Source organism: Gelidibacter sediminis, from assembly GCF_004364975.1.
Lineage (GTDB): Bacteria > Bacteroidota > Bacteroidia > Flavobacteriales > Flavobacteriaceae > Gelidibacter > Gelidibacter sediminis.
Genome location: NZ_SOBW01000008.1, coordinates 552,920 through 577,210, shown reverse-complemented (window position 1 = coordinate 577,210; position 24,291 = coordinate 552,920). Strand labels below are relative to the sequence as shown.

27 protein-coding genes are annotated in these 24,291 nt (G+C 37.1%); 21 read left to right on the top strand and 6 right to left on the bottom strand.

Annotated features, from left to right (window positions below):
- Window positions 1–3: 3 nt before the first annotated feature.
- Both BXY82_RS09210 and BXY82_RS09205 read right to left on the bottom strand, forming a co-directional pair.
- On the bottom strand, window positions 4–414 hold the full coding sequence (locus tag BXY82_RS09210) for a group III truncated hemoglobin (protein WP_133757905.1): 411 nt from the start codon (window positions 412–414) through the stop codon (window positions 4–6).
- Between the two features lie 6 nt (window positions 415–420).
- Window positions 421–711, bottom strand: a complete 291-nt coding sequence (locus BXY82_RS09205) for a hypothetical protein (RefSeq protein WP_133757904.1) — start codon at window positions 709–711, stop codon at window positions 421–423.
- Between the two features lie 73 nt (window positions 712–784).
- Between BXY82_RS09205 and BXY82_RS09200 the strand changes: the two genes are divergently transcribed.
- The 10 genes from BXY82_RS09200 to BXY82_RS09155 all read left to right on the top strand — a co-directional run bounded on the left by BXY82_RS09200 (window position 785) and on the right by BXY82_RS09155 (window position 11,690).
- Window positions 785–1,372, top strand: a complete 588-nt coding sequence (locus tag BXY82_RS09200; RefSeq protein WP_133757903.1) for a Crp/Fnr family transcriptional regulator — start codon at window positions 785–787, stop codon at window positions 1,370–1,372.
- Window positions 1,373–1,484: 112 nt separating this feature from the next.
- Window positions 1,485–2,252, top strand: a complete 768-nt coding sequence (locus BXY82_RS09195) for a Rossmann-like and DUF2520 domain-containing protein (RefSeq protein ID WP_133757902.1) — start codon at window positions 1,485–1,487, stop codon at window positions 2,250–2,252.
- Complete coding sequence (locus BXY82_RS09190; RefSeq protein ID WP_133757901.1) at window positions 2,233–2,763, top strand: KdsC family phosphatase; 531 nt, start codon at window positions 2,233–2,235, stop codon at window positions 2,761–2,763. Before BXY82_RS09195 ends, BXY82_RS09190 begins: the two co-directional genes overlap by 20 nt.
- A 290-nt stretch (window positions 2,764–3,053) precedes the next feature.
- Complete coding sequence (locus BXY82_RS09185) at window positions 3,054–3,977, top strand: geranylgeranylglycerol-phosphate geranylgeranyltransferase (RefSeq protein ID WP_133757900.1); 924 nt, start codon at window positions 3,054–3,056, stop codon at window positions 3,975–3,977.
- A 95-nt stretch (window positions 3,978–4,072) separates the two neighbouring features.
- Complete coding sequence (locus tag BXY82_RS09180; RefSeq protein ID WP_133757899.1) at window positions 4,073–4,666, top strand: Maf-like protein; 594 nt, start codon at window positions 4,073–4,075, stop codon at window positions 4,664–4,666.
- A 28-nt stretch (window positions 4,667–4,694) separates the two neighbouring features.
- Window positions 4,695–5,618, top strand: coding sequence for a septum formation inhibitor Maf (locus tag BXY82_RS09175; protein ID WP_133757898.1), 924 nt, complete (start codon window positions 4,695–4,697; stop codon window positions 5,616–5,618).
- Window positions 5,619–5,669: 51 nt separating this feature from the next.
- Complete coding sequence (locus BXY82_RS09170; RefSeq protein WP_133757897.1) at window positions 5,670–6,227, top strand: mechanosensitive ion channel family protein; 558 nt, start codon at window positions 5,670–5,672, stop codon at window positions 6,225–6,227.
- Between the two features lie 117 nt (window positions 6,228–6,344).
- On the top strand, window positions 6,345–8,918 hold the full coding sequence (locus BXY82_RS09165) for a PIG-L family deacetylase (RefSeq protein ID WP_394345931.1): 2,574 nt from the start codon (window positions 6,345–6,347) through the stop codon (window positions 8,916–8,918).
- Window positions 8,919–9,034: 116 nt separating this feature from the next.
- Window positions 9,035–10,723, top strand: coding sequence for a sodium:solute symporter (locus tag BXY82_RS09160; protein WP_133757896.1), 1,689 nt, complete (start codon window positions 9,035–9,037; stop codon window positions 10,721–10,723).
- Entirely contained in the window at window positions 10,710–11,690 is a 981-nt protein-coding gene (locus BXY82_RS09155) for a Gfo/Idh/MocA family protein (RefSeq protein ID WP_133757895.1), read from the top strand. The genes BXY82_RS09160 and BXY82_RS09155 overlap by 14 nt, the downstream gene beginning before the upstream one ends.
- Before the next feature lie 96 nt (window positions 11,691–11,786).
- On the opposite strand, the gene BXY82_RS09150 is transcribed toward BXY82_RS09155, so the two are convergent.
- On the bottom strand, window positions 11,787–12,632 hold the full coding sequence (locus BXY82_RS09150; protein WP_133757894.1) for a DUF2911 domain-containing protein: 846 nt from the start codon (window positions 12,630–12,632) through the stop codon (window positions 11,787–11,789).
- A gap of 224 nt (window positions 12,633–12,856) precedes the next feature.
- Between BXY82_RS09150 and BXY82_RS09145 the strand changes: the two genes are divergently transcribed.
- From BXY82_RS09145 to BXY82_RS09100, 10 genes are all read left to right on the top strand, one after another.
- Window positions 12,857–13,516, top strand: coding sequence for a TetR family transcriptional regulator C-terminal domain-containing protein (locus tag BXY82_RS09145; RefSeq protein WP_133757893.1), 660 nt, complete (start codon window positions 12,857–12,859; stop codon window positions 13,514–13,516).
- Window positions 13,513–14,826, top strand: a complete 1,314-nt coding sequence (locus BXY82_RS09140; protein ID WP_133757892.1) for an ABC1 kinase family protein — start codon at window positions 13,513–13,515, stop codon at window positions 14,824–14,826. The genes BXY82_RS09145 and BXY82_RS09140 overlap by 4 nt, the downstream gene beginning before the upstream one ends.
- A 56-nt stretch (window positions 14,827–14,882) precedes the next feature.
- Window positions 14,883–16,331 carry an SDR family oxidoreductase gene (locus BXY82_RS09135; protein ID WP_133757891.1) on the top strand — a complete coding sequence of 483 codons (1,449 nt, stop codon included), beginning with the start codon at window positions 14,883–14,885 and terminating at the stop codon, window positions 16,329–16,331.
- 236 nt (window positions 16,332–16,567) lie between these two features.
- On the top strand, window positions 16,568–16,993 hold the full coding sequence (locus BXY82_RS09130; RefSeq protein ID WP_133757890.1) for a hypothetical protein: 426 nt from the start codon (window positions 16,568–16,570) through the stop codon (window positions 16,991–16,993).
- Between the two features lie 117 nt (window positions 16,994–17,110).
- Window positions 17,111–17,806 carry a GTP cyclohydrolase I FolE gene (folE, locus tag BXY82_RS09125; RefSeq protein WP_133757889.1) on the top strand — a complete coding sequence of 232 codons (696 nt, stop codon included), beginning with the start codon at window positions 17,111–17,113 and terminating at the stop codon, window positions 17,804–17,806.
- Window positions 17,807–17,810: 4 nt separating this feature from the next.
- Window positions 17,811–18,035, top strand: coding sequence for a hypothetical protein (locus BXY82_RS09120; RefSeq protein ID WP_133757888.1), 225 nt, complete (start codon window positions 17,811–17,813; stop codon window positions 18,033–18,035).
- A 240-nt stretch (window positions 18,036–18,275) separates the two neighbouring features.
- Entirely contained in the window at window positions 18,276–18,749 is a 474-nt protein-coding gene (locus BXY82_RS09115) for a glutathione peroxidase (RefSeq protein ID WP_133757887.1), read from the top strand.
- 9 nt (window positions 18,750–18,758) lie between these two features.
- Window positions 18,759–19,220: a TspO/MBR family protein gene (locus tag BXY82_RS09110; protein WP_133757886.1), complete on the top strand. Its 462-nt coding sequence runs from the start codon at window positions 18,759–18,761 to the stop codon at window positions 19,218–19,220.
- Window positions 19,221–19,237: 17 nt separating this feature from the next.
- The gene (locus BXY82_RS09105) at window positions 19,238–19,717 is read left to right on the top strand and encodes an SRPBCC family protein (RefSeq protein ID WP_133757885.1); all 480 of its coding nucleotides are present in this window, start codon (window positions 19,238–19,240) and stop codon (window positions 19,715–19,717) included.
- Between the two features lies 1 nt (window position 19,718).
- Window positions 19,719–21,023 carry a cryptochrome/photolyase family protein gene (locus BXY82_RS09100; protein ID WP_133757884.1) on the top strand — a complete coding sequence of 435 codons (1,305 nt, stop codon included), beginning with the start codon at window positions 19,719–19,721 and terminating at the stop codon, window positions 21,021–21,023.
- A 112-nt stretch (window positions 21,024–21,135) separates the two neighbouring features.
- Here the strand turns inward: BXY82_RS09100 and murA are convergent, their stop codons facing one another.
- The 3 genes from murA to BXY82_RS09085 all read right to left on the bottom strand — a co-directional run bounded on the left by murA (window position 21,136) and on the right by BXY82_RS09085 (window position 23,658).
- Window positions 21,136–22,446, bottom strand: a complete 1,311-nt coding sequence (gene murA, locus BXY82_RS09095; RefSeq protein WP_133757883.1) for a UDP-N-acetylglucosamine 1-carboxyvinyltransferase — start codon at window positions 22,444–22,446, stop codon at window positions 21,136–21,138.
- A gap of 6 nt (window positions 22,447–22,452) precedes the next feature.
- Window positions 22,453–23,103 carry a DUF4290 domain-containing protein gene (locus BXY82_RS09090; RefSeq protein WP_133757882.1) on the bottom strand — a complete coding sequence of 217 codons (651 nt, stop codon included), beginning with the start codon at window positions 23,101–23,103 and terminating at the stop codon, window positions 22,453–22,455.
- A gap of 261 nt (window positions 23,104–23,364) precedes the next feature.
- Window positions 23,365–23,658, bottom strand: a complete 294-nt coding sequence (locus BXY82_RS09085) for a DUF493 family protein (protein WP_133757881.1) — start codon at window positions 23,656–23,658, stop codon at window positions 23,365–23,367.
- Between the two features lie 92 nt (window positions 23,659–23,750).
- Here BXY82_RS09085 and BXY82_RS09080 point away from each other — a divergent pair, with 92 nt between their 5' ends.
- Window positions 23,751–24,290: an AAA family ATPase gene (locus tag BXY82_RS09080; protein ID WP_133757880.1), complete on the top strand. Its 540-nt coding sequence runs from the start codon at window positions 23,751–23,753 to the stop codon at window positions 24,288–24,290.
- The last annotated feature ends 1 nt before the right edge of the window (window position 24,291 follow it).

The following is a 24,291-nucleotide window of genomic DNA, read 5'->3' as shown; positions in this document are numbered from 1 at the left end:
ACATTACACATCGCGATGCTGCCTTGCTTGGAAGATATTCATAAACATAAAGGTGCCCATTTTACGGGCACGATTTTTGGCATTTTGAGCGTATTCCCCTTCAAAATTTTGATCTAATGTTTCAAACCAAAGGTTAAGCCATAAACCAAAATGTTCAGATGTGATCATATTATCGTTTTCTTCATCAACTTTAATATGCACTTCTAGAGGATTGCCATGGTAGCGCTGTTCCAATTTTCGGGACATGAATAAGCTCGATTCCCAAAATGTGGTCAATCGTTCAATATGTGCTTCCCAATCATTAATAACACGGTTAAAAAAAGGTCCTAAAACCGTATCTTTTCTTACTTTTTTATAAAATTCTGAAACTAGTAAATATACATCGTCTCTATTTTGAATATCTTTTTTTTTCATGTGATGCTATGCCATTCGCAACAAATTTATAACAATAAACGTAATGTGCACCAAAACTGTAGCGATGAATAAATTGAAGACGATTTTCGGCTTCATTTGGGCGTACAATGATCCGTTATAAGCCATAGCAAAAACGACAACCATTGTTAAATCTAAAAAATGAAATGTGCTACTGCTGTTCATCAAAATGAGCATTGCGGCAATAGAACCTATACAGCTTTGAAAAATTATGCTCAAAGGGACGTATAGTGTAAGATGCTCTTTAAAATCTTCTAATCCTTTAGTGTATAATGTCATGAGAATAGTATTTATTGTTTATACAAAGTTCCTAAACCATTATTCGTATTTTTATGATTCAAATCATATACCCATGATTCCGGAAAACATCATTCTTAATTTTGGTGCTACTCTAAAGCAGTATTCCAAAGAGCGTCCCATCTTTAATGAAGGCGAACAAGCTGATTTTTATTATCAGCTCAAAACAGGACATGTTAAAATGTTCAATTTGACAGAAGAGGGAAAGGAATTTGTACAAGGTTTTTTTGAAAGCGGCAATTCATTTGGAGAGCCTCCTCTATTTGGCGATTTTAAATATCCCGCAACCGCGTTGACCTTAGTAGATTCTGACATTTATCTTTTACCTAAAGCTGCATTTTTTGATCTGTTGAAATTGCATCCAGACATCCATTTGAATTTTACAAAAATGATTTGTAAACGTATGATTTACAAAGCAAAAATAGCACGAGAAGTATCTATCTACCCCCCAGAACATCGCATATTAACTCTATTACACCACTTAAAATCCAATGCTAAAGTAACGCACCACTTTGAAGTGCCTTTAACGCGTCAACAAATATCTGAATTGACCGGATTACGTGTAGAAACAGTCATCAGGGCCATAAAAAAGCTTGAAAAGACTAATGCATTGGCCATAATTGACCGCAAAGTAGTTCTCTAAATAAAAATTTTATACAATTATGCGAAATTTTGAAACGTTTTATCATCTTCACTAGATATGAAAAATGCAAATTCTTAATTCGTATGTCTTATTTCTTCATTAATTTAGCGGCATGATCTCAGTAGTTATTCTTGGCGCGGGTAATGTCGCCACCCATCTCTATAAGGCATTTGCAAAATCAGAGCAAGTAAAGGTGACACAATGGTATAATAGGTCTATAAAAAACTTACAGTCCTACAAAACCGAAGTAAGCATCACAGATGATCTCTCAAAATTAGAGGAGGCCGATGTCTATATTCTTGCTGTTAGCGATGATGTTAGTGCCCATCTATCAACAAAATTACCTTTTGAAAACAGGTTAGTGGTTCATACATCAGGTTCAGTTAATGTTCATGATTTGGACAAGAAAAACCGACGTGGTGTCTTTTATCCCTTACAAACATTTAGTAAAACAGCTTTTGTAAATTTTGCCCATGTGCCAATTTGTTTAGAAGTATTGGATAAAGCAGATTTAAAAATTTTAAAGGTTTTGGCTAAAGCTATTGGCAGTAAAGCTCATAAGGTTAATACAGACCAACGGAAAGCACTCCATTTAGCAGCTGTATATGTTAATAATTTTACCAATCAATTGTACCGCGTGGCACATGAAATTACCGAAGCCAAGGGTGTCGAATTTGATATTTTAAAACCCCTCATTTTAGAAACTGCTAAAAAAGTTCAAGACCACTCGCCCTACACGGCACAAACTGGACCAGCTAAACGCAACGATAAAAAGACAATAAAGAAACATTTAAAATTGTTGGAAAATGATCATCATAAAGACATTTATGAACTTTTAACAACAAGCATTCAACTTACACATGGAAGAAAAAAGTTATAAAGAATACCTAACACATATTACCACCTTTATTTTTGATGTTGATGGCGTCCTTACAGACGGCACGATCTCTTTAACTACGAGTGGTGAAATGTTACGTACCATGCACACCAAAGATGGCTTTGCCATGAAAACCGCGTTATTGGAAGGCTTTAACATTTGTATAATTTCGGGGGGCAGCAATGAAGGTGTCCGCCAGCGTTTACAGGGATTAGGTGTTACCGATATTTATTTGGGAGCGCACAACAAAATTGAACAAATGGAAGCGTATATGACGTTACATGATATCAAAGCCGATAACGTGCTCTATATGGGAGATGATATCCCAGATTATCCGGTAATGACTCGTGTGGGCTTACCTACTTGCCCCCAAGATGCAGTACCGGAAATTAAGGCAATTTCTAAATACATCTCTCATAAAAACGGTGGTCAAGGCTGCGTCAGAGATGTTATTGAACAAGTTTTAAAGGTACAGGAGAAATGGAATGGAAATTTTGGAGCTAAATATGACTAGAGGAATTGATGATTGATGATTGGTGATTGGTTATTGATGAAGTAAGAATCAAGATTAAAGAATCAAGACTGAAGACTGAAGACTGAAGACTGAAAACTAAAAACTTAACGAATGGTATTTGATGATTGATGATTGATGATTGCTGATGAAAGAGTCAAGAATCAAGACTGAATACTGAAGATTGAAGACTAAAAGATGACTAATGAATACTGAATTCTCATAACCTAATACTCGTTACTCAATACTTAATACTTAATAATCAATACTGAACACAACCAACACCATACACCTTGCACATACTCAACTTAATCCGCTGGAAAAACTTATTAATGATTGCCATTGTGCAACTACTGATAAAATACGCTCTTTTTCAACCTTTCTTAGAAACTACAAATCTTACAATTACCTTAAATGGTTTTGGGTTTGGACTATTAGTGTTGTCAACCCTATGCATTGCTGCGGCAGGCAACATCATTAATGATATTTATGATGTAGATACGGACATCATCAACAGACCAAAAAAAATTATTGTAGGTTCTAAAATTTCTGAAAAGACCGCCTATATCTTATTCGTCATCTTTAATGTGATTGGTGTTTTAATTGGTTTTTACCTATCAAACCTCGTAGGACGCAGTGGCTTCTTTGCCATTTTTGTGATAATCTCTGCCTTACTTTACGTCTATGCTACTTATTTAAAGCCTACATTGTTACTGGGCAATCTTGTCATTTCAATCTTAGTGGCGTTGAGTATTCTAATCGTTGGCCTTTTTGAGTTGATCCCAGTTATTACTACACAAAATCAAGCTACACAACTCACTTTCTTCAAAATTTTACTGGATTATGCGCTCTTTGCATTTTTAATTAATTTGGTCCGAGAAATTGTCAAGGACCTCATAGATGTTGATGGCGATTATAAGGCGGGCATGAACACCTTACCCATTGCTATAGGACGCTCAAGGGCCTCTAAAGTTGCTTTCGCAATTCTTCTTCTCCCTCTCTTTGGCTCTATATATTATGTGGCCACCTATCTCTATAAATATGAACTATTTATTGGCTATTTCATAATTTTCATTATCGCACCCCTCATTTATAGTGGGGTAAGAACATTTAACGCGAAATCCAAGAAAGACTATGTTCATATTAGTAATATGCTTAAATTAGTGATGCTTTTCGGGATGTTGTCTTTAGTATTGTACCCTATTGTATTGAAATAAGAAGCGATTGAAGATTTTTGATTGTCGATTGTCGATTGTCGATTTTTGATTCACAATTCACACATACCAGGACTAGAAATTAAAAACCAATACCCATGCTCAACGAAACCCTTAAAGAACACCACATCATATTGGCATCCAAATCGCCCAGGAGACAACAGTTTTTTAAAGATTTGGGATTAGACATTGAAATTCGGCTAAAACCGGTAATAGAGGAATATCCAGAACGGTTGCGTCATTTTGAAATCAGCGATTATTTGGCCCAATTAAAGGCGCTCCCCTATAAAACTGAATTGGGGCCTAAAGACATTCTAATTACGAGCGATACTATAGTATGGCACCAAAAAAAGGCCTTGGGTAAACCGAAAAATGCCGCTGAAGCCTTTGAACTCATTAAATCCTTGAGCCATACAACCCATGAAGTGATTACTTCAGTTTGTTTTACTTCAACCAATACTGAAATTACCGTAAACTCTGTCACTAAAGTCACTTTTAAGCACTTAACTGATGAAGAGATCAACTATTATATTAACACCTACAAACCTTTTGACAAGGCAGGCGCCTACGGTATACAGGAATGGATTGGCCAAATAGGTGTTACAAAAATTGAAGGCTCCTATTTTAACGTTATGGGCCTCCCTACACATTTGGTATATCAAACGTTAAATGATATGGCAAAAAGCATTTAACTTTGTAATTTCATATAAACTATTTTTTATGAAGTTAACCTCATCTTTATTTTATATTTTCATCCTTTTTTTAGGCTCCTGCGATGATCATAAATCTATGCAAAAGGCTGACCATGCAACAGCAGAACCACAAGTGGAACAACTACCAAAACCTGAGCCATTATCTGAAGCATTTAAAGCTTATTGGTATCAAGGTGAAGCTGAAATTACGAGCTACAAGTTAGAGCAAGCTCGGTATGGCGAAATCCGTAAAGGCAATGCAGTTCTTGTGTTTGTAACTGAACCATTTTTAAAATCAGAACAGGTCAAAGCGGACCAAGCGTCATCCAAAAACATGTCAGTTTTAAAACTAAATGCGACCAAAAATTTTAACACCGGCATTTACCCCTATAGTATTATGCAGAGTGTGTTCTATCCAGTTGCCAACAATCAACATGCCCTGAAAATTGCTTGTTCAGTGCAGGAATGGTGTGGCCAGGTCTATACCCAACTCAATAACAGAACAGATTTTGAAGTACGCTCGCACTCTTATTTTGAAGGCGAAGCTGACGAAGAGTTTAGTTTAAATAAAGGCATACTCGAAAACCAACTGTGGACTCAGTTACGAATCAATCCTAAAAGCTTGCCTACGGGCAATGTCGATATTATTCCGGCTTTCGAATTTTTACGCCTCCGTCACATTCCGTTTAAGGCATATAGCGCTTCCGCAGAATTGACTCAGAATCAATACAAACTTACATATCCAGAATTAAATAGAACATTGCAAATTACATTTAATCCGCAATTTCCATTTGATATTGTTTCATGGGAAGAAACCTTCATTAGTGGACAAGGAGAAAAGGCTAAAGAACTGACCACAAAAGCAACGCGAATTGAAACCATCAAATCCGACTATTGGAACAAAAACACCAATGCCGATTCCGGCCTAAGAGAAAGCCTCAGATTACCATAAACACAGTCTTATTCTATGTATCTTTACCATTAATCAATTTTATACGAATCTATGTTTTTTCAAAGCTATCAACTAGAAAGCTATCAACAAGGGTTGATCTATACAGGTTTTCTTCTTATATTTTTACTGATCATACGGTTTTTTATCAATAAGGTTATCGGTAAGGTTTCCAGAAAACAGGGCATTAACATTGCACGAGTCCATTTGATGCAGCGTTATATTAGTGTTGCCCTATTTATTATTGCCTTGTTGATCATTCCTTTTATTTTTGGTACGGAAGCCAAAGATTTAATGTTTTTATTCTCTTCTATATTTGCGGTCATCGGGATTGGTTTATTCGCCATTTGGTCCATACTTAGCAATATCACCTCGGGTATTATTATGTTTTTCTCTTTCCCTTACAAGGTTGGTGATAAAATACAAATTCACGATAAAGATTTTCCGCTGGAAGGCATTATCGAAGACATCAGGGCCTTCCAGTTACATTTGCGTATTGAAAATGGCGATTTGGTAACCTACCCCAATAACTTAATGTTACAAAAGGCAGTCACATTAATTAAAAAGGATGCAATTGATGAATTATTTGAAGATAACACAGACATGGTTTAGGCCTTGAGGATTATTCCATTTTATCTTATGTCCTTTAACCATAGCTTTTTCTTCACTTCAATTCTTATTCAAGCCTCTCAGCACAATTTCTAGTTAAAAAAAATCTAAACATTAAATATGCGGTGCTTCTTTTTTATATTTGAAGTTCATGCAAATGCACAACAAATGTTCAGACCTTTATTATTGTCATTAATCACCTTCTTGTACTGTTTTACAGTGCAAGCCCAACAGCCAAAAAAACCAACAAGTTCAGAATTATATGAAGCCATAGAAAAACTTAATTTTCTTGGCTCTGTCTTGTATATAGCGGCACATCCTGATGATGAAAATACGCGACTCATCTCGCACATGTCTAATGCTGTTAAGGCACGAACAGCTTATTTATCATTAACCCGAGGTGATGGTGGACAAAATCTGATTGGTCCAGAACTTAGAGAATTGTTGGGCGTTATCAGAACCCAAGAGTTGGTTGCTGCGCGTAAAATTGATGGTGGAGAGCAGTTTTTTACTAGAGCTAATGATTTTGGATATTCTAAACATCCCGATGAAACCTTGGCTATTTGGAACAAGGACGAGGTGTTGAGTGATGTGGTTTGGGCAATTCGTAAATTTCAACCAGATGTCATCATTAACCGTTTTGATCATCGCAGTCCAGGCTCTACCCACGGTCATCATACCAGTTCTGCAATGCTTAGTTTTGAAGCTTTTGATGCAGCTGCAGATCCTACAAAATATCCTGAACAACTTAAACATGTAAAGGTCTGGCAAACAAAACGCGAGTTTTTCAATCCGTCGTGGTGGTTTTATGGCAGCCAAGAAAAATTTGATGCTGCCGATAAAACAAATTTTTATGAATTGGAAGTGGGTAACTTCTACCCTGCACTTGGTTTATCCAATTCTGAAATTGCAGCATTGAGCAGAAGTGCCCACCAATCTCAAGGTTTTGGAAATACAGGTACTCGCGGCAGTGAGACTGAATATTTAGAATTGATAAAAGGCGACAGTACTACAGACCATACCAACATATTTGAGGGTATAGACACCAGTTGGAATCGTGTAAAGGGCGGTAAAGCTGTGGGCCAAATCCTAAAAAGTGTACAGGAACAATATGATTTTAATAACCCATCAGCGTCCATTCCAAAATTGGTTGAAGCCTACAAGTTAATTCAAACTTTGGAAGACCAGCATTGGAAAATTGTGAAATCTGAAGCCATTAAAGAAGTTATCGCCGGTTGTGCGGGCTTATATCTTGAAGCCGCCGCCGCCTCCAATACTGCAACACCCAATAGTGTTGTAGATCTAAGTTTGGAAGCCATTAATCGAAGCCCACAACACATAACACTCAAGTCGGTTGATTTGACAAATGGAACCACCATTCAAAAACTGACAGAGTTAAAAAACAACGCGTCACTTCGTTTTACAACTGAGATGTCCATTCCTGCTAAAACCTCCTATTCAACCCCATATTGGCTAGACACCAAAGGCAGTTTGGGCATGTATAATGTTAAAGATCAACAACGCATCGGTTTACCTGAAACGCCTCGAAATATCATAGCCACATTTAATGTGACAATTAATGGCCAGATTATTCCCTTTGCCAGGCCTGTCATTTATAAAACTAACGACCCCGTAAAAGGTGAGGTTTACAAACCATTTGAAATCGTCCCCAAAGTTTCTGCATCTATTACTGAACCTGTCATCATTTTCGCGGATGATCAACAAAAGGACATTCAAGTAATCGTTAAGGCCCATCGTGACCATTTGGAAGGCTTTGTGCAATTGGCACATCCAAAAGGTTGGAATGTGTATCCAGAAAAACAAAAGATTACTCTTTCACGTAAAGGAGAAGAAAGTACCTTAGTCTTTAGCGTTATTCCGCCTAAAAATCAAAGTGAAGGTTTACTAAGTCCGATGGTACATATTGGCAATGAGGTATTTACAAAACACCTGACTGCTATAGATTATGACCATATTCCATATCAACTGGTTTTAGAACCAAGCGAAAGTAAGGTTGTGCGCTTGGACATTGTAAAGAAGGGCGAAAACATAGGCTATATAGAAGGTGCCGGAGATGTCGTACCTGAGAGTTTAAGACAAATTGGGTATAATGTTGTCCTTATCAAACCAGAAGATATTACTGTAGATAAGCTAAAAAGGTTTGATGCCATAGTGGTGGGTATCAGGGCTTACAATACTCTAGACATACTAAAATTTAAGCAAGATCAATTGTTTGAATTTGTAAAACAAGGTGGCAATCTAATTGTGCAATATAATACGAGTCGCGGTTTGGTGACAGAAGACTTGGCACCTTATCCATTAACTTTGTCTAGAGACCGTGTAACGGATGAGAATTCAGACGTTAAATTTTTAAATCCAGAGCATGAATTGCTCAATTCACCTAACAAAATTACCCAAAAGGATTTTGAAGGTTGGACCCAAGAACGTGGACTTTATTTTCCGGATCAATGGTCTAAAGAGTTTACGCCACTATTGTCCATGCATGATAAAGGAGAAACCCCCAAAGAAGGTAGTTTGTTAGTGGCAAGATATGGAAAAGGACATTATATTTATACGGGATTGAGCTTTTTTAGGGAATTCCCAGAGGGTGTTGCAGGTTCTTTTAGACTATTTGCAAATATGCTTTCCATAGGAAAAGAAAAAATAATTGCCAACCAACCATTAAAACAATAAACAACTTATGAGGCCACAACCACCAAAAGAACGCTGGAAAAAATCGTACACCTTAGTCTTAGTGGCTAATGCCATTTATATTGTCCTGTTTTATTTTATCATGAAATCCTTCTAACATGCAGCTATTAGATTGGATTGTCCTTATTGGAACATTGTTAGCTATTGTTATTTATGGCACTTGGAAAACACGCGGCAGCAAAAATGTACAAGATTATTTAAAAGGTGGGAATGAGGCCAAATGGTGGACTATAGGGCTGAGTGTTATGGCAACCCAGGCCAGTGCCATAACATTTTTATCAACACCAGGGCAAGCATTTCATGACGGGATGGGCTTTGTGCAATTTTATTTCGGTTTGCCCATAGCCATGATCATCATCTGTTTGGTGTTTATTCCATTGTACTACCGACTCAAAGTGTACACCGCTTATGAATTTCTTGAAAATCGATTTGATTTAAAAACCAGAAGTCTTACCGCCATTTTATTTTTAATCCAACGTGGCTTGGCAGCGGGTATTACCATATATGCACCAGCCATTATTCTTTCGGCGGTATTGGGATGGAACCTCAATTTACTGATCATTTTTATAGGAGTTTTGGTCATAATTTATACAGTCTCTGGCGGTACTAAAGCGGTAAGTATCACACAAAAACAACAAATGGCAGTTATTTTCACCGGTATGTTTATTGCGTTTTTTCTGATTGTAAGCTACCTGCCAAACAATATTACCTTTACAAAAGCCTTAGAGATTGCTGGTGCGAGCGGGAAAATGGACATTCTTGATTTTTCATTTGATTTCAATAACCGTTACACGTTTTGGAGTGGTATTATTGGGGGTACCTTTTTAGCGCTCTCCTATTTTGGGACAGATCAAAGTCAGGTACAACGTTATCTTTCTGGTAAATCGGTCAAGGAAATGCAAATGGGATTAATATTCAACGGTCTACTTAAAGTACCCATGCAGTTTTTTATTCTCTTAGTTGGGGTGATGGTTTTTGTGTTTTACCAATTTAACACCTCGCCCATCAATTTTAATCCAGCTGCCACAGAAACGGTGATGAATTCATCATATGCCGATGCATACAGCGAATTGCAAAGTGAGCAGCATGCGATTTTTGAAAATAAAAAAGAGGTAATGCTTCAATATGCTGAGACCAAGAATGAAACTCTTGCCACTAAAATAGCAGGTTTTAATGATGAAGATAGAGCCAATAGAAATGCAGCAAAAGAATTGATCAAGAAAGCCAATACAGAACGTGTACTCTCTGTAGAATCTAATGACAAAGATTATGTATTTATTCATTTTATCTTAAACAATCTCCCGCGCGGACTTATAGGTTTGTTGTTGGCAGTCATTTTAAGCGCGGCCATGTCTAGCACCGCAAGTGAGCTTAATGCCTTGTCTTCAACCACAACTATGGATCTATACAAACGTAGCTTTGCACAAGATGAAAGTCCACAGCATTACCTAAAGGCGTCCAAGTGGTTTACCCTCGCATGGGGTATTTTAGCTATTATTATCGCTTCCGTTGCCTATTTGGCGGATAATTTAATTCAGTTGGTCAATATTATCGGGTCCATTTTTTATGGCAATGTGCTTGGCATTTTCTTATTAGCATTCTTTTTTAAATACGTTAAAGGCAATGCGGTATTTATAGCCGCCCTTTTAACCCAAACTATTGTAATCATGGGCTGGTGGTATGACTGGATGCCGTATTTATGGCTTAATTTATTCGGATGCGCTTTAGTTATTGGGATTGCCTTTATAATTCAAACTTTCAATACATTAAGACATGAACGCGCCTAAAAATATACGTTGGGGAATTATTGGTCTTGGTAAGATTGCCAATAAATTTGCAAAAGATATTCAGACAATCAACAATTGTCAACTGTATGCTGTGGCCTCCAGACATCAGGAAAAAGCAACATCTTTTGCGAAGCAATACAACGCTACAAAAGCCTACGATTCTTACGAGACGTTGGCGGCTGACCCTAATGTTGACGCCATTTACATTGCCACGCCGCACAGTTATCATAAGGCACATGCCATTATGTGTATGACCCATAATAAAGCGGTGTTGTGTGAGAAACCGTTAGCCTTGAATCTCCCAGATGTGGAAGCTATGATTGCCGCTGCCAAAGCAAATAACGTGCTCTTCATGGAGGCGCTATGGACGTATTTCTTGCCGCACTACCAGTTTGTTTTAAATGAATTAAAATCAGATAAATATGGTGCGATCCACAAATTAGAAGCTGATTTTGGTTTTCAACCTACTATAGATATGGAATCACGGGTGTTTAAAAAATCACTCGGTGGCGGCAGCCTTTTAGATATTGGCATCTACCCTATTTTCGCTGCTTTATCTACCCTAGGACAACCTGTGGATATTGAAGCCAAGGCCACATTTTTTGACAATGGTGCAGATGCTACATGTGATGTTATTTTCAACTATAATAATGGCGTAAAGGCTTTTTTAAAAAGTACACTTTTAGAAGAAACGCCAACCGAAGCAATTTTCTATTGTGAACACGGCATCATTAAAATCAATACCAGATTTCATCAGCCATCTACCGTCACCATCATCCATAATGGGAAGTCCACGACACACGATTTTGATTATAAAACGATTGGTTACAATTATGAAATTGAACATTTTAATGAATTGTTGCGCAACAACCAACTTGAAAGTCCGTTAATGACCCACAATTTCAGTAAAACCTTAATGTTTCTTTTAGATGATGTTAGGCATCTACTCAACTTACGATACGACTAGCGCTCATAAACCAACAGATCAAGTTTATAAAATAGATAAGCCTCACAAAAGTCTGTGAGGCTCATTTATTAATGATTAATTAGAATAGTTGTGCGTTTACATGGCCCCCCATTCTTTCAAGGAATCCTTGTTCATTTTAACATAGTCAGCATTACCCGCAGCTTCTGATGCCGCCAATGATTTCTTAGCAATTTCAATAGCCCCTTTTTTGTCGCCTGCCTTAGCATAAATTAAGGATTGTTGTCTCAATTGGTAAAACATTGGTTTTGGACTCAAAGCCATCGCTTTATCAATCCATTCCTTAGCTTTTTTGATATCCTTGCCTTCCTGTAAATAATAAACCGCGGCAGCATAATAATCATTTGCATTAGGACCGTTCATTACCCTTTCTATTGAGGCAGAAACTATCTTATCTGTAGGCACTTCAAATTTGACACCCACATAAACATTAGCCCACATCATACCAAGAGTAGCACCACTGCTAGACAAATCGTCAAACGACATGGTAAAGGTCTCAATGTCCATTGGTAACGAATAAGCTTCTGCCGTCACTTTAGCAGCAACTTTAGAATCGTCCCATTTTGCAGGGTTTCCCCAATTGTTGGCATCTGTGTAAAACATTACATCCCAAGATTTCTCATTAGGCGTTGCGTATAATGCATAAGATCCTGCCTTTAGGGTTTTACCAGCTACTGTTACATCTGTACTAAAGGTAATCTTCGTATTCTGATTAGCCCCCAAACGCCATACTTGACCATAAGGTATAAGATCTCCAAATATGGTACGGCCTCGCATATTAGGACGCGAATATTCTAAAGTTACATCAGTCAAACCCACCTTTTGTTCTATGGTAGAAAAGGCACTAGGTTGTGGTGTATCAATTTGAGCATGAACTGAAAAAGTCAGTCCAATAACAGCAAGACAAAGCATAATTTTTTTCATAATAATCTATTTTTTAGATGGTTATTTTAACTATTACGTAAAATTACAGCTTTTTAACCCCTCAATTGTTAATGAAATCTTAAATAAAATAAGCATTAAGAGTTACATGCCTACAAGTCATCACATTAGATAACCCTTGGCAAATCACAAATAGCTGTTAAACTTTGTTTAACTTAAACAATAAAAAGTTAAACATTCTGTATCTTTACATATAATTTATAATCATGGCAAAAAAGAACAAAATTTCCGAACAAAAGATTATCTCCTATTATATGGATTATGTTTTAGAACACGGCACACAACCTAATTCTGTTTATGCATTTACAAAAAAGAACAACTTTGAAGAATCGAAATTTTACGAACATTTTGGTTCCTTTGAGGCGATTGAAAAACAGGTTTTCAAAGCTTTTTTTGACAACACTGTAATGGTATTGGATCAAAGTGAGGAGTATCAATTATTTGACGCCCGCAATAAACTGTTAAGTTTCTACTTTACCTTTTTTGAAAATTTGACTGCCAATAGAAGCTATGTGCTCTTTGTGCTAAATCAACACAAAAACAAATTAAAAGGACTCGCCTTACTTTCTGAACTTAAACAGAGTTTTGCACACTATATCAATGAGTTGGAGATAGAAACTTTAGATATTAAAGAAGAACGCATTAATAAATTACAGCGTCGGGCACTACAGGAGTCCGCATGGGTTCAATTGTTGGTGACCCTTAAATTTTGGATGGACGATAGTTCGCCTTCTTTTGAAAAAACGGACATTTTCATCGAGAAATCAGTCAACACCAGTTTTGATGTTCTTAATATAACGCCCTTAAAAAGCGTAATTGACCTTGGAAAGTTTCTCTTCAAGGAAAAAATACCTATGCCTAAATGAAAACCATAAATAAGATTCCAGTATCGAAAATTCAGCGTGCGTCTAAATTAGTTTCTACAGGTGCTAAGGTAGGTGTCAATTATCTTAAATATTACGGTGATAAACTGACAAAGACCGAACGTGAAGCGCGCTCCAAACTTAATGAAACCAACGCAGAAGATATTTATGACAGCTTAAAACAACTTAAAGGGAGCGCCTTAAAAGTTGCGCAAATGTTGAGTATGGAGAAAAGCATCATGCCACAAGCTTATGTAGAAAAATTTTCTTTGGCCCAATTTTCAGTGCCGCCATTATCGCCAGCCTTGGTTTTAAAAACGTTTAAAACCTACTTTGGCAAATTACCTAATGAGCTTTTTGACTCCTTCAACACAACTTCTGTAAACGCTGCAAGTATTGGTCAGGTACATAGTGCAGAAAAAAATGGGAAGAAACTTGCTGTGAAAATCCAATATCCCGGAGTTGCACAAAGTATTTCGTCAGATCTGGCCCTTGTAAAACCTATTGCCATGAAAATGTTTAATATTAAAGGGAAAGATTCTGACAAATATTTTAAGGAAGTTGAAGGAAAGCTCATTGAGGAAACCAATTACATTTTGGAACTGCAACAGAGCAAAGAAATTGCTGAAGCCTGTGCGCACATTCCAAATTTACAATTCCCTGAATATTACGAGGAATTGTCGTCAGAACGCATCCTCACCATGGATTATATGAAAGGTGAGCATCTTTCTGAATTTACCTCACACAATCACAATCAGGAAATTGCCAATACATTAGGTCAGGCACTATGGGACTTTTATATGTACCAAATTCATGTACTCAAAAAAGTTCATGCAGATCCTCATCCAGGCAATTTTTTGGTGTCTGACGATAAGCAATTGGTGGCTCTAGATTTTGGATGCATGAAAACGATTCCGGACGATTTTTACACGCCGTACTTTGAATTGGCAAAACCAGAACTGATATCCAACAAAGCATTTTTTGTGGAGAAACTCTATCAGTTGGAGATTCTGAGAGACGATGATTCTGAAGAAGAGGTAGCATTTTTTACTGAAATGTTCCACCAACTAATGAGTTTATTCACCCAACCGTTTCATGCCGAGACCTTCGACTTTTCAGATGGCGAGTTCTTTGGTAAGATAACAGAACTTGGCCAACGCTATTCTAAAAATACTGAGCTCAGAAAAATGAACGGCAATAGAGGTTCAAAACATTTTATTTATATGAACCGAACTTTTTTTGGACTTTATAATTTAATGTTCGATTTAAAAGCAAAAAACATTGTTATTAATAATTTTACTACCTTTAAATAGCACGTTTCGGGCTTACTAGCATCCCAAGGTCTTAACCAACATCATAAAAATTTTATATGAAAATACTCGTTACTGGGTCTACAGGCTATATTGGCAAGCGCATCATTCCTATATTAATTAATGAAGGCCATGAAGTGGTGTGTGCAGTCCGTGATAAAATGCGCGTGGATAAAACTTATCGGGAAGATGCCAACATCACCATTGTTGAAGCCGATTTTTTAAAACCAGCAACGCTTCAAAACATCCCAAAAGACATCGATGTGGCGTATTACCTCATTCATTCCATGTCCAATACGTCAAAGGATTTTGAAAAATTGGAAGCCACCTGTGCTGAAAACTTTGAAGCCTATTTTTCTACCACACAAGTAAAACAAGTCATTTATTTGAGTGGCATTACCAATGATAAAAATCTATCAAAACATTTACAGTCACGTAAAAATGTTGAAGATTTATTGTCTTCTCAACATTATGCACTGACCATTTTTAAGGCAGGCATTATTGTAGGGTCTGGCAGCTCGTCATTTGAAATTATAAGGGATCTGGTCGAAAAATTACCGGTGATGATTGCGCCAAAGTGGCTGAATACCAAAACGCAGCCTTTAGCGGTTAGAGATGTATTGGCTTTTTTGTCAAAAGCAAAAGGACGGGAAGAATTGTACAATAAATCCTTCGATATTTTTGGTCCTGAAGTGATGACCTATAAGGAGATGTTATTAAAATTTGCTGAGATTAGAAAACTCAAACGACACATCCTCACAGTGCCTCTAATGACTCCAAAACTGTCCTCTTATTGGCTCTATTTTGTCACATCAACCTCCTATAAACTCGCCACATCATTGGTGGATAGTATGGGGATTGAAATAATTGGCAAAAAAAGTGATATCAACCACATTCTAGATGTACAGCCCATAACTTATCGCGAAGCAGTTGAATTGGCTTTTGAAAAGATTGAGCAAAACAGCATTGTGTCCAGTTGGAAAGATTCTATGGTAAGCAGTGGTCGCCTTCAAAACAGTCTCCATAAATACATCAACGTTCCAACCTACGGCTGCTTTACAGATTATAAGGAACGTAAAATTGTGGATATGGAGCGCACGGTAAATCGAATTTGGTCTATTGGTGGCTCAACAGGTTGGTACTATGGCACCTATTTATGGAAAATTAGGGGCCATTTAGACAAATTATTTGGCGGCATTGGATTGCGCCGAGGCAGAACCCATTTGTCCAAATTAGATGCTGGAGATGCCTTAGACTTTTGGCGCGTTATTTTTAGTGATCGAGAGGAACGTAAACTCCTATTATATGCTGAAATGAAACTTCCGGGCGAAGCTTGGCTAGAATTCAAAATTGAAGACGGATTACTTAAACAAACCGCAACATTTAGACCACGAGGATTGGCTGGACGCTTGTATTGGTATAGTGTATTGCCATTTCACGGCTTTATTTTTAGAGGCATGATCAATAAATTGGTAGAAGTAGATAACACCCATGTAATCAACACCTAATGCTCCTTTTTTTTAAATTGATTCACATACAGCGTATCGCATTGCATTACTTGGCGAATATCATCTCAAATTTTCTTAAAAATAGGTCGCTATAATTCGTATTGCTAAATGTAAGTAATGAGGTCAATTGCCTACTAAGATCCAGCACCAGAACCAATATCATTTTAAATGTTAAAAATTGTTTAATGTTTTACATCTAAACTTAAACAATGATTTAAATCTACTATATTAGTCAAATGATTTTGGATACGACGCACACCAATAAAGACCACAACAAACTCATTGATGATTTAGTTGGTAAATCTTTTGGATTGGTAAACGCTATAAAAATGGGCGGTGTCGGATCTAAACGAATGATTGTTGAGGCTGTAAGCCCAAACATGCAGCAGTATTTAAATAAGGTTGATGATGTAAATTACGCTAATTTGGAATTGCGTCCCAATGGCGTATTAATTCGGATAAATAAAGGCTTAAAAAACTTTACTTGGGTCATCCCCTATTACCAATTGGTCATTTACAAAACCAATGGCAGTAGCATACATGCACAAGGTAAATTTATTCATTTTAAACAAAATACAACCTTTAAAGAAAATAAAGCTTTTTTTGACAAGCTATTGGACGCAAAAGTGAAGTATCACTCGCAATACGACGTACTTCCATAAAGTTATACTATTAATAAAGTGGATAAGGAGGGTTAATAATTATGGTTCCATCTAGCATCCCAATGTTGCTTTGCCTTGCCAAAAATATTAAAGGACAGCACTAAAAAAAGACAATACATGAGTATCAAAGAAGAATTAACAGTTTCCCCGATCAATCCTTTAAATGGATTTAGCCTAGAAACCATTGGTGATGACCATCTCTATACAGGATTGGAAACCCCATTAAAACCTGATGCTTTTAAACATTCTGATGAAGTAAAGAAGCAACGCATTGCGTTACTTTTTGAGGAAATTATGGATGTGATGGGATTGGATTTAAGTGATGACTCGTTAAAAGGCACGCCACAGCGCGTTGCCAAAATGTATATAGATGAAATCTTTTCAGGTTTAAATCCAGCCAACAAACCAAAAATTACTTTGTTTGAGAATTCATATCAATACAATCAGATGTTGGTTGAAAAAAATATTACACTTTATTCCAATTGTGAACATCATTTTGTACCCATTTTTGGAAAAGCACACGTGGCTTACATTTCTTCGGGAAAAGTGATTGGGCTCTCAAAATTGAATCGTATTGTGCAGTATTACGCACAACGTCCGCAAGTACAGGAACGTTTGACCAATCAGATTGCAGAAGAACTAAAGCATATTTTAGGTACTGAAGATGTTGCTGTTATTATTGATGCAAAACACTTATGTGTCTCCTCAAGAGGCATTAAAGATGAAGCGTCTGCAACAGTAACGTCACATTACGGTGGAAAATTTGGCACACCGCAAAAAATTGCCGAATTGCAAAATTATTTAAAAGATTAAGATTATGGACATTATTAATGAAGCACTTGAATTTGAACAACGAAAATTGAAGTCACTATCCACTAGTGATCGTATCGAAATTTCTAGACAAGCTAAAACATTAATTTTAGGCTTAAATGAAATTTATAAACGCAAGAAGGATGAACAGATCATGGACATCATGAAGCGTTTGACCGCTATAAAACGCAAAGTTGAAAAACGCTTAAACGGAAAACCTTTAGTAGCATAGACCTGTTAGATTGACAGTTTTTCTATGGAGATTTTCGTGACATATCCTGCGCCTTAGCGTCAACAAAACATCTATTGGACGCAATAAATTATCAAGGTGGTGAGGAGGCAGCTGCTATAAGTAGTCAGGCAAACTCACCACTTTTTAGTTATTGTACTGAGGTTGCAACGATAACAGCTTCCGATCATTGCCATTATAGCTTATGTCGTATTATATTAATTTCTTAAAACCTAACTCACTTTGACCTCATTTTACGATATTCAAATTAATAGTTTGCAGGGCTTGCCCATTAATTTAGGTGCTTATAAAGGCAAGTATATACTTATTGTAAACTTGGCTTCCAAATGTGGCTTTACACCGCAATACAAAGATTTGCAAGCTTTATATGAGCAATTTAAGGATCAATTGGTAATTATTGGCGTGCCTTGCAATCAGTTTGGTGGTCAAGAACCGGGTGATGCAAAAGACATCAACGCCTTTTGTGATCTGAATTATGGGGTCTCATTTTTGATGACTGAAAAAGTTGACGTGAAAGGCAAACAGCAGCATCCACTATACCAATATCTGACTAGCAAAGAAAAAAATGGCGTCAAAAACGCCTCAGTGAAATGGAATTTCCAGAAGTATTTGATTGATCAGGAAGGGCGGTTGATTGATTACTTTTACTCCTTGACGAAGCCCTCCAGCACCAAAATCACGAAGCATTTAAAGTAAGGCCTACTGATGAAATCATTAAAGTTCTTTCTTCTTTTTCTTGTCATCAATTTCAGTGCGTTAGGCCTAGGCGTTTTCTTGATGGGAGACGGTGCCACCAGCCAATGGTACACTTCACTAAATCAAGCCCCGTGGACACCACCCAATTGGATGTTTGGTGCCGCCTGGACGCTTATTATGTTGTGTTTTTCCTTATATATGGCACTCCTCTACTTAAAGCAGCCCACTAAAAAAGTCATCACCTTATTTGCACTGCAAGTGGTATTAAATGTGGCTTGGAATTTTGTTTTTTTCAATCAATATCAGCTCTTTATAGGTTTTATCATCATAACCGCACTGACGTTTATCATTACCGTTTTTTTAGTCACCTATTTTAAGGTGATGAAAATTAAAAACATCCTTATCCTCCCCTACGTCATTTGGATTTTTGTAGCCACCTCACTCAACCTATACATCCTTATCAATAATTAAAGGACATCAACATTGCTATGAAAATATACACTCTTCATAAAACTCAAAAACTTCCTATAAGTATTGAAACAGCATGGGAATTTTTATCAAATCCGAAGAATCTAAAAACCATTACTCCAGATTATATGGGCTTTGATATTCTTTCTGGTGCTGACCGACCTATGTTTGCAGGCCAAATTATTCAGTATATTGTAACACCCATATTAGGTATCAAAACCAAATGGGTAACGGAAATTACCCATAGTGTTACCAATCAATATTTTGTAGATGAACAACGTTTTGGACCTTATGACCTGTGGCACCACAAACACTTTATTAAAGCTATAGATGGAGGCGTAGAAATGGAAGATATAATCGACTATAAGCTTCCTTTCGGTAGTTTAGGACAGTTGGTGCATCCTCTACTGGTGAAACCAAAATTGGAAGAGATTTTTAATTATCGGACACAAAAATTAGAGGAATTGTTTGGAGTCTATAACATGAGAAAACACCATTAATATGCAAACTCCCTTGACCATTTTCTGGTTCCGTCGTGATTTACGATTGGATGATAATGTCGGATTCTATGAAGCCTTAAGATCGGAACAACCTGTTTTGCCTATTTTTATTTTTGATACTGATATTTTGGATGAACTTCCTGAAGATGATGCACGGGTTACGTTTATTTACGATACTGTACAACGTATGCGCGATACGCTTCAAAATGACCACGGGAGTTGTTTGGCCATGTTTCACGGGAAGCCTCTAGAGGTTTATAAACAGCTCCTTGAAGACTATGAAATTTCTGCCGTGTTTACCAATCACGATTATGAGCCTTACGCCACCAAACGGGATGCCGAACTAGCGGAATTGTTCAACACGCATTCCATTGTATTTAAAACCTTTAAAGATCAGGTCATTTTTGAAAAAAATGAGGTTGTAAAGAAAGATGGTGATCCGTATGTGGTGTATACGCCTTATATGAAAGTATGGAAGGAAAAGTTCAAAACCATTGATTTGGAGATTTTTTATACCAATTCCTATCTTGACAATTTAGTTAAAAACACACGTCTACCTAATTTGACTTTATCTGATATGAGTTTTAAAAAATCTTCTCAAGAGATCAAACCCTACGATGTGACACCCACACTTATTCAAACGTACGAAAAAACAAGGAATTTTCCCGCTAAAGATGGCACCTCCCGTTTAGGACCACACTTACGCTTTGGGACGGTGAGCGTGCGTAAGATGATGAAAAAAGCCATTGCAGAACACAATGAAATCTTTTGGCAAGAACTGATTTGGCGTGAATTTTTTATGCAAATAATATGGCATTTCCCTCATACCGTTGAGGAAAGTTTTAAACCCAAATATGACCGGATTGAATGGCGCAATAATGAAGCTGAATTTAAAAAATGGTGCAATGGCACTACGGGCTATCCGTTAGTAGATGCTGGGATGCGGCAATTAAATGCCACAGGTTTTATGCACAACCGTGTGCGTATGCTAGTGGGCAGCTTTTTGTGCAAGCACTTACTCATTGATTGGCGTTGGGGTGAAGCCTATTTTGCAGAAAAACTGCACGATTATGAACTATCGAGCAATGTTGGCAATTGGCAATGGGTTGCGGGTAGCGGTGTGGATGCCGCACCTTATTTCAGAATTTTTAATCCGACAACACAAATTGAAAAGTTTGACAAAGATTTAAAATACATTAGTAAATGGGTCCCAGAATTTCAGGAATTGACGTATCCTGATAAAATGGTAGACCATAAAGAAGCGCGCGAACGCTGTTTAGCAACTTATAAGCGTGCTTTAAATTAAGACAATTACGGTGCGTAATCGAATTAACTTTACACCCACCGTACCTAAGAAAACGAAAAACACCCCAATACTTTGAGGTGTTTTTTTTATAGTATGATTATGGTTTGATCAATTAACTCACCCTAGTAATCTTTGCACCGATGGCTCTTAAGCGCTCATCAATACGCTCATAGCCACGATCAATTTGTTCAATATTATGAATGGTAGATGTTCCTTTTGCAGACAAAGCGGCAATTAACAAGGAAACCCCAGCTCTAATATCTGGCGAGGTCATGGTAGTGGCTTTTAAACTCGATTTAAAATCATGTCCAATCACGGTGGCACGATGCGGATCGCAAAGTATAATTTTTGCCCCCATATCAATTAACTTATCCACGAAGAACAATCGGCTCTCAAACATTTTTTGGTGCACTAACACAGAACCTCTAGCCTGTGTAGCAATAACCAATACAATACTTAACAAGTCTGGCGTAAACCCAGGCCAAGGCGCATCAGCAACCGTTAATATTGAGCCGTCAATATAACTCTGTATTTCATAACCATCTTTATGCGCAGGGATGTAAATATCTTCCCCTTTACGTTCAACGGTAATTCCTAATTTTCTGAACACATCCGGAATTTGTCCCAAATCATCCCAACTCACGTTTTTAATGGTCAGTTCACTTTTGGTCATGGCAGCCAATCCTATCCAACTTCCAATTTCAATCATGTCTGGAAGCATTTTATGATCAGTACCTTTTAAGTTATCCACACCTTCAATAATAAGCATGTTTGAGCCTACACCACTGATCTTAGCGCCCATCCTGTTGAGCATTTTACATAATTGCTGCAAATAAGGCTCACAGGCGGCATTATAAATAGTAGTTGTGCCTTCTGCCAAAACGGCAGCCATTACAATATTGGCCGTCCCTGTTACTGATGCTTCATCCAACAGCATATATGCGCCTTTCAATCGGTCAGCTTCTACGCCATAAAAATGCTCTTCACGGTTGTAACGGAATTTTGCTCCTAAATTGATAAAGCCTTCAAAGTGGGTGTCCAATCTTCGTCGCCCAATCTTATCACCTCCAGGCTTTGGGATATACCCTTTTCCAAAACGCGCTAAAAGCGGACCAACAATCATGATGGAACCTCGCAATCCTTTACCGTCTTCCTTAAATTCGGCCGATTCGAGATATTTCATATTGACTTCATCAGCCTTAAACGTATAAGAGCCAGAACCAATCTTCTCGATTTTGACACCTAATTTTTCTAACAGCGAAATGAGTTTATTGACATCTATGATGTCTGGAATATTATGTATAGTGACAGTTTCTGGTGTTAATAAAACAGCACATAAGATTTGTAATGCTTCATTTTTTGCACCTTGAGGTTGGATACTTCCTTTTAATTGATGACCTCCTTCAATTATAAATGTTGCCATGTATGGTTAGTAGCGTTTTCTGTTGCGGTTGGTATTGCTTTTTTTACTGTGTGTTTTTTTGTTACTGGTATTGGTGTACTTCTTCTTGTTTCGCATTAATGTAGAAGCATCAGATAAATCTTCATTTTCTACCTTTAAATTGATTTTACCCCCAGACAATTCGTACAAATGATTAAATATCACATCATCTTCCACAGTGTCTTTGTTCCAGTTTAGGAAACATTTTTTCATGTGGTTGGCAATGGTATAAATCAGAGCTTCCTTTAAATCACCTTCTTCCCAGGTATTCGCAACGTCAATCATAGTTTTGATGTTGTTTCCATAGAATCGGTATTTTGGGAAATTCTGCGGATATTCTAAAGGGTCTGGATGAGCTTGCAATTCCTCTTTTGAAGGTTGGGGATAGGGTGAATTAACATCCAAATCAAAATCGGCCATAATAAACAGCTGATCCCATAATTTGTGTTGAAAATCGGGCACGTCTCTTAAATGAGGTTGTAAATTGCCCATTACAGAAATGATGGCTTTGGCCACCTCATTACGTTCTTCAATGGTAGGACGTTCTTTGGCGTAATTGATCATTTTTTGTAGATGTCTTCCGTATTCAGGAATGATCAAATGCTCACGCTCAGTATTGTATTCTAAATTGTCTATCAAAATATAAATGGTGTAGTGTTAATTGCTTTGCAGCGGAGTACGTTGTGCAAGTCTGCAAAATACGAAAAAAAATAAAGAAATATTAATTGTGGTTTAAAAGTTTCTTGAATAGGTAAATTAACTTGCCCTGATCCTGACCTGATATTTATGTAAAGAGCTGTATACTGACCCCATGGCGCGTAGCTTTAAAGCACAAACGAGCCAAGATTTTGTGCTTAGTCCAATTAGGTTGGTTTACAATTTTATAACGTTTTGTATGATTTACAAAGTAATAACGCCTTCCACCTTATCTGTCACTTCCTTGTACTTCTCAATGACCACTTCAGGAGTTGGTAGCTGTACATTAATGGAAACACTGGTATAATTTCCATTTTTTGAAGGGATGGTTTTAATAACGGCACCCATATTGTTAAATATAGATTCTATTTTTTCTATTTTTTGGGCATCCGTTTTGACTATAAATTTATAAAGATATTCTGAGGGCCAACTTGAAGTTTCATAAAGTTGCGTCCTTAATTTACTATAAAATTCTTCTTGTGATTTATCTGTGCTCATATTGATTCTGATTCAGCTGCAAAGATACATTTTACTTTACATTTTTTAATTCCTATTAAAATTACGATTTTTGTTGCCAAAACCTTGCCAAATTGAACACTAAAAAGATTGTTATTACGGGTGGCCCAGGAACTGGAAAGTCTTCAATTATAGACGAATTAAAGAAAAGGGGACACATTTGTTTTGATGAAATATCGAGACAAGTAACCCTTGAGGCTAGAAAAAGCGGGGTAGATCAGCTCTTTTTGACCCAACCCTTACTCTTCAGTCAAATGCTGTTAGAAGGCAGAGCCAAACAATTTGTTGAAGCAAATAACTATAAAAATAGTACCGTTTTTTTAGATAGAGGCCTTCCTGATGTGTTGGCCTATATGGACTATTTTGGCAGTGCGTACCCCGAAGATTTTATACAGATCTCACAAAACAACACTTATGATGCTGTATTTATTTTGGCACCATGGAAAGAAATTTTTAAAAGTGACAGTGTGCGCTATGAAACTTTTGAGCAGTCAGAGCTTATCCATCAACACCTTTTAAAAACCTATAACCGCTTTAATTACACTTTAATTGACATTCCTTTTGATACTGTTGCAAAACGTGCAGATTTCATTATAGATTCCTTAAATTTATAGT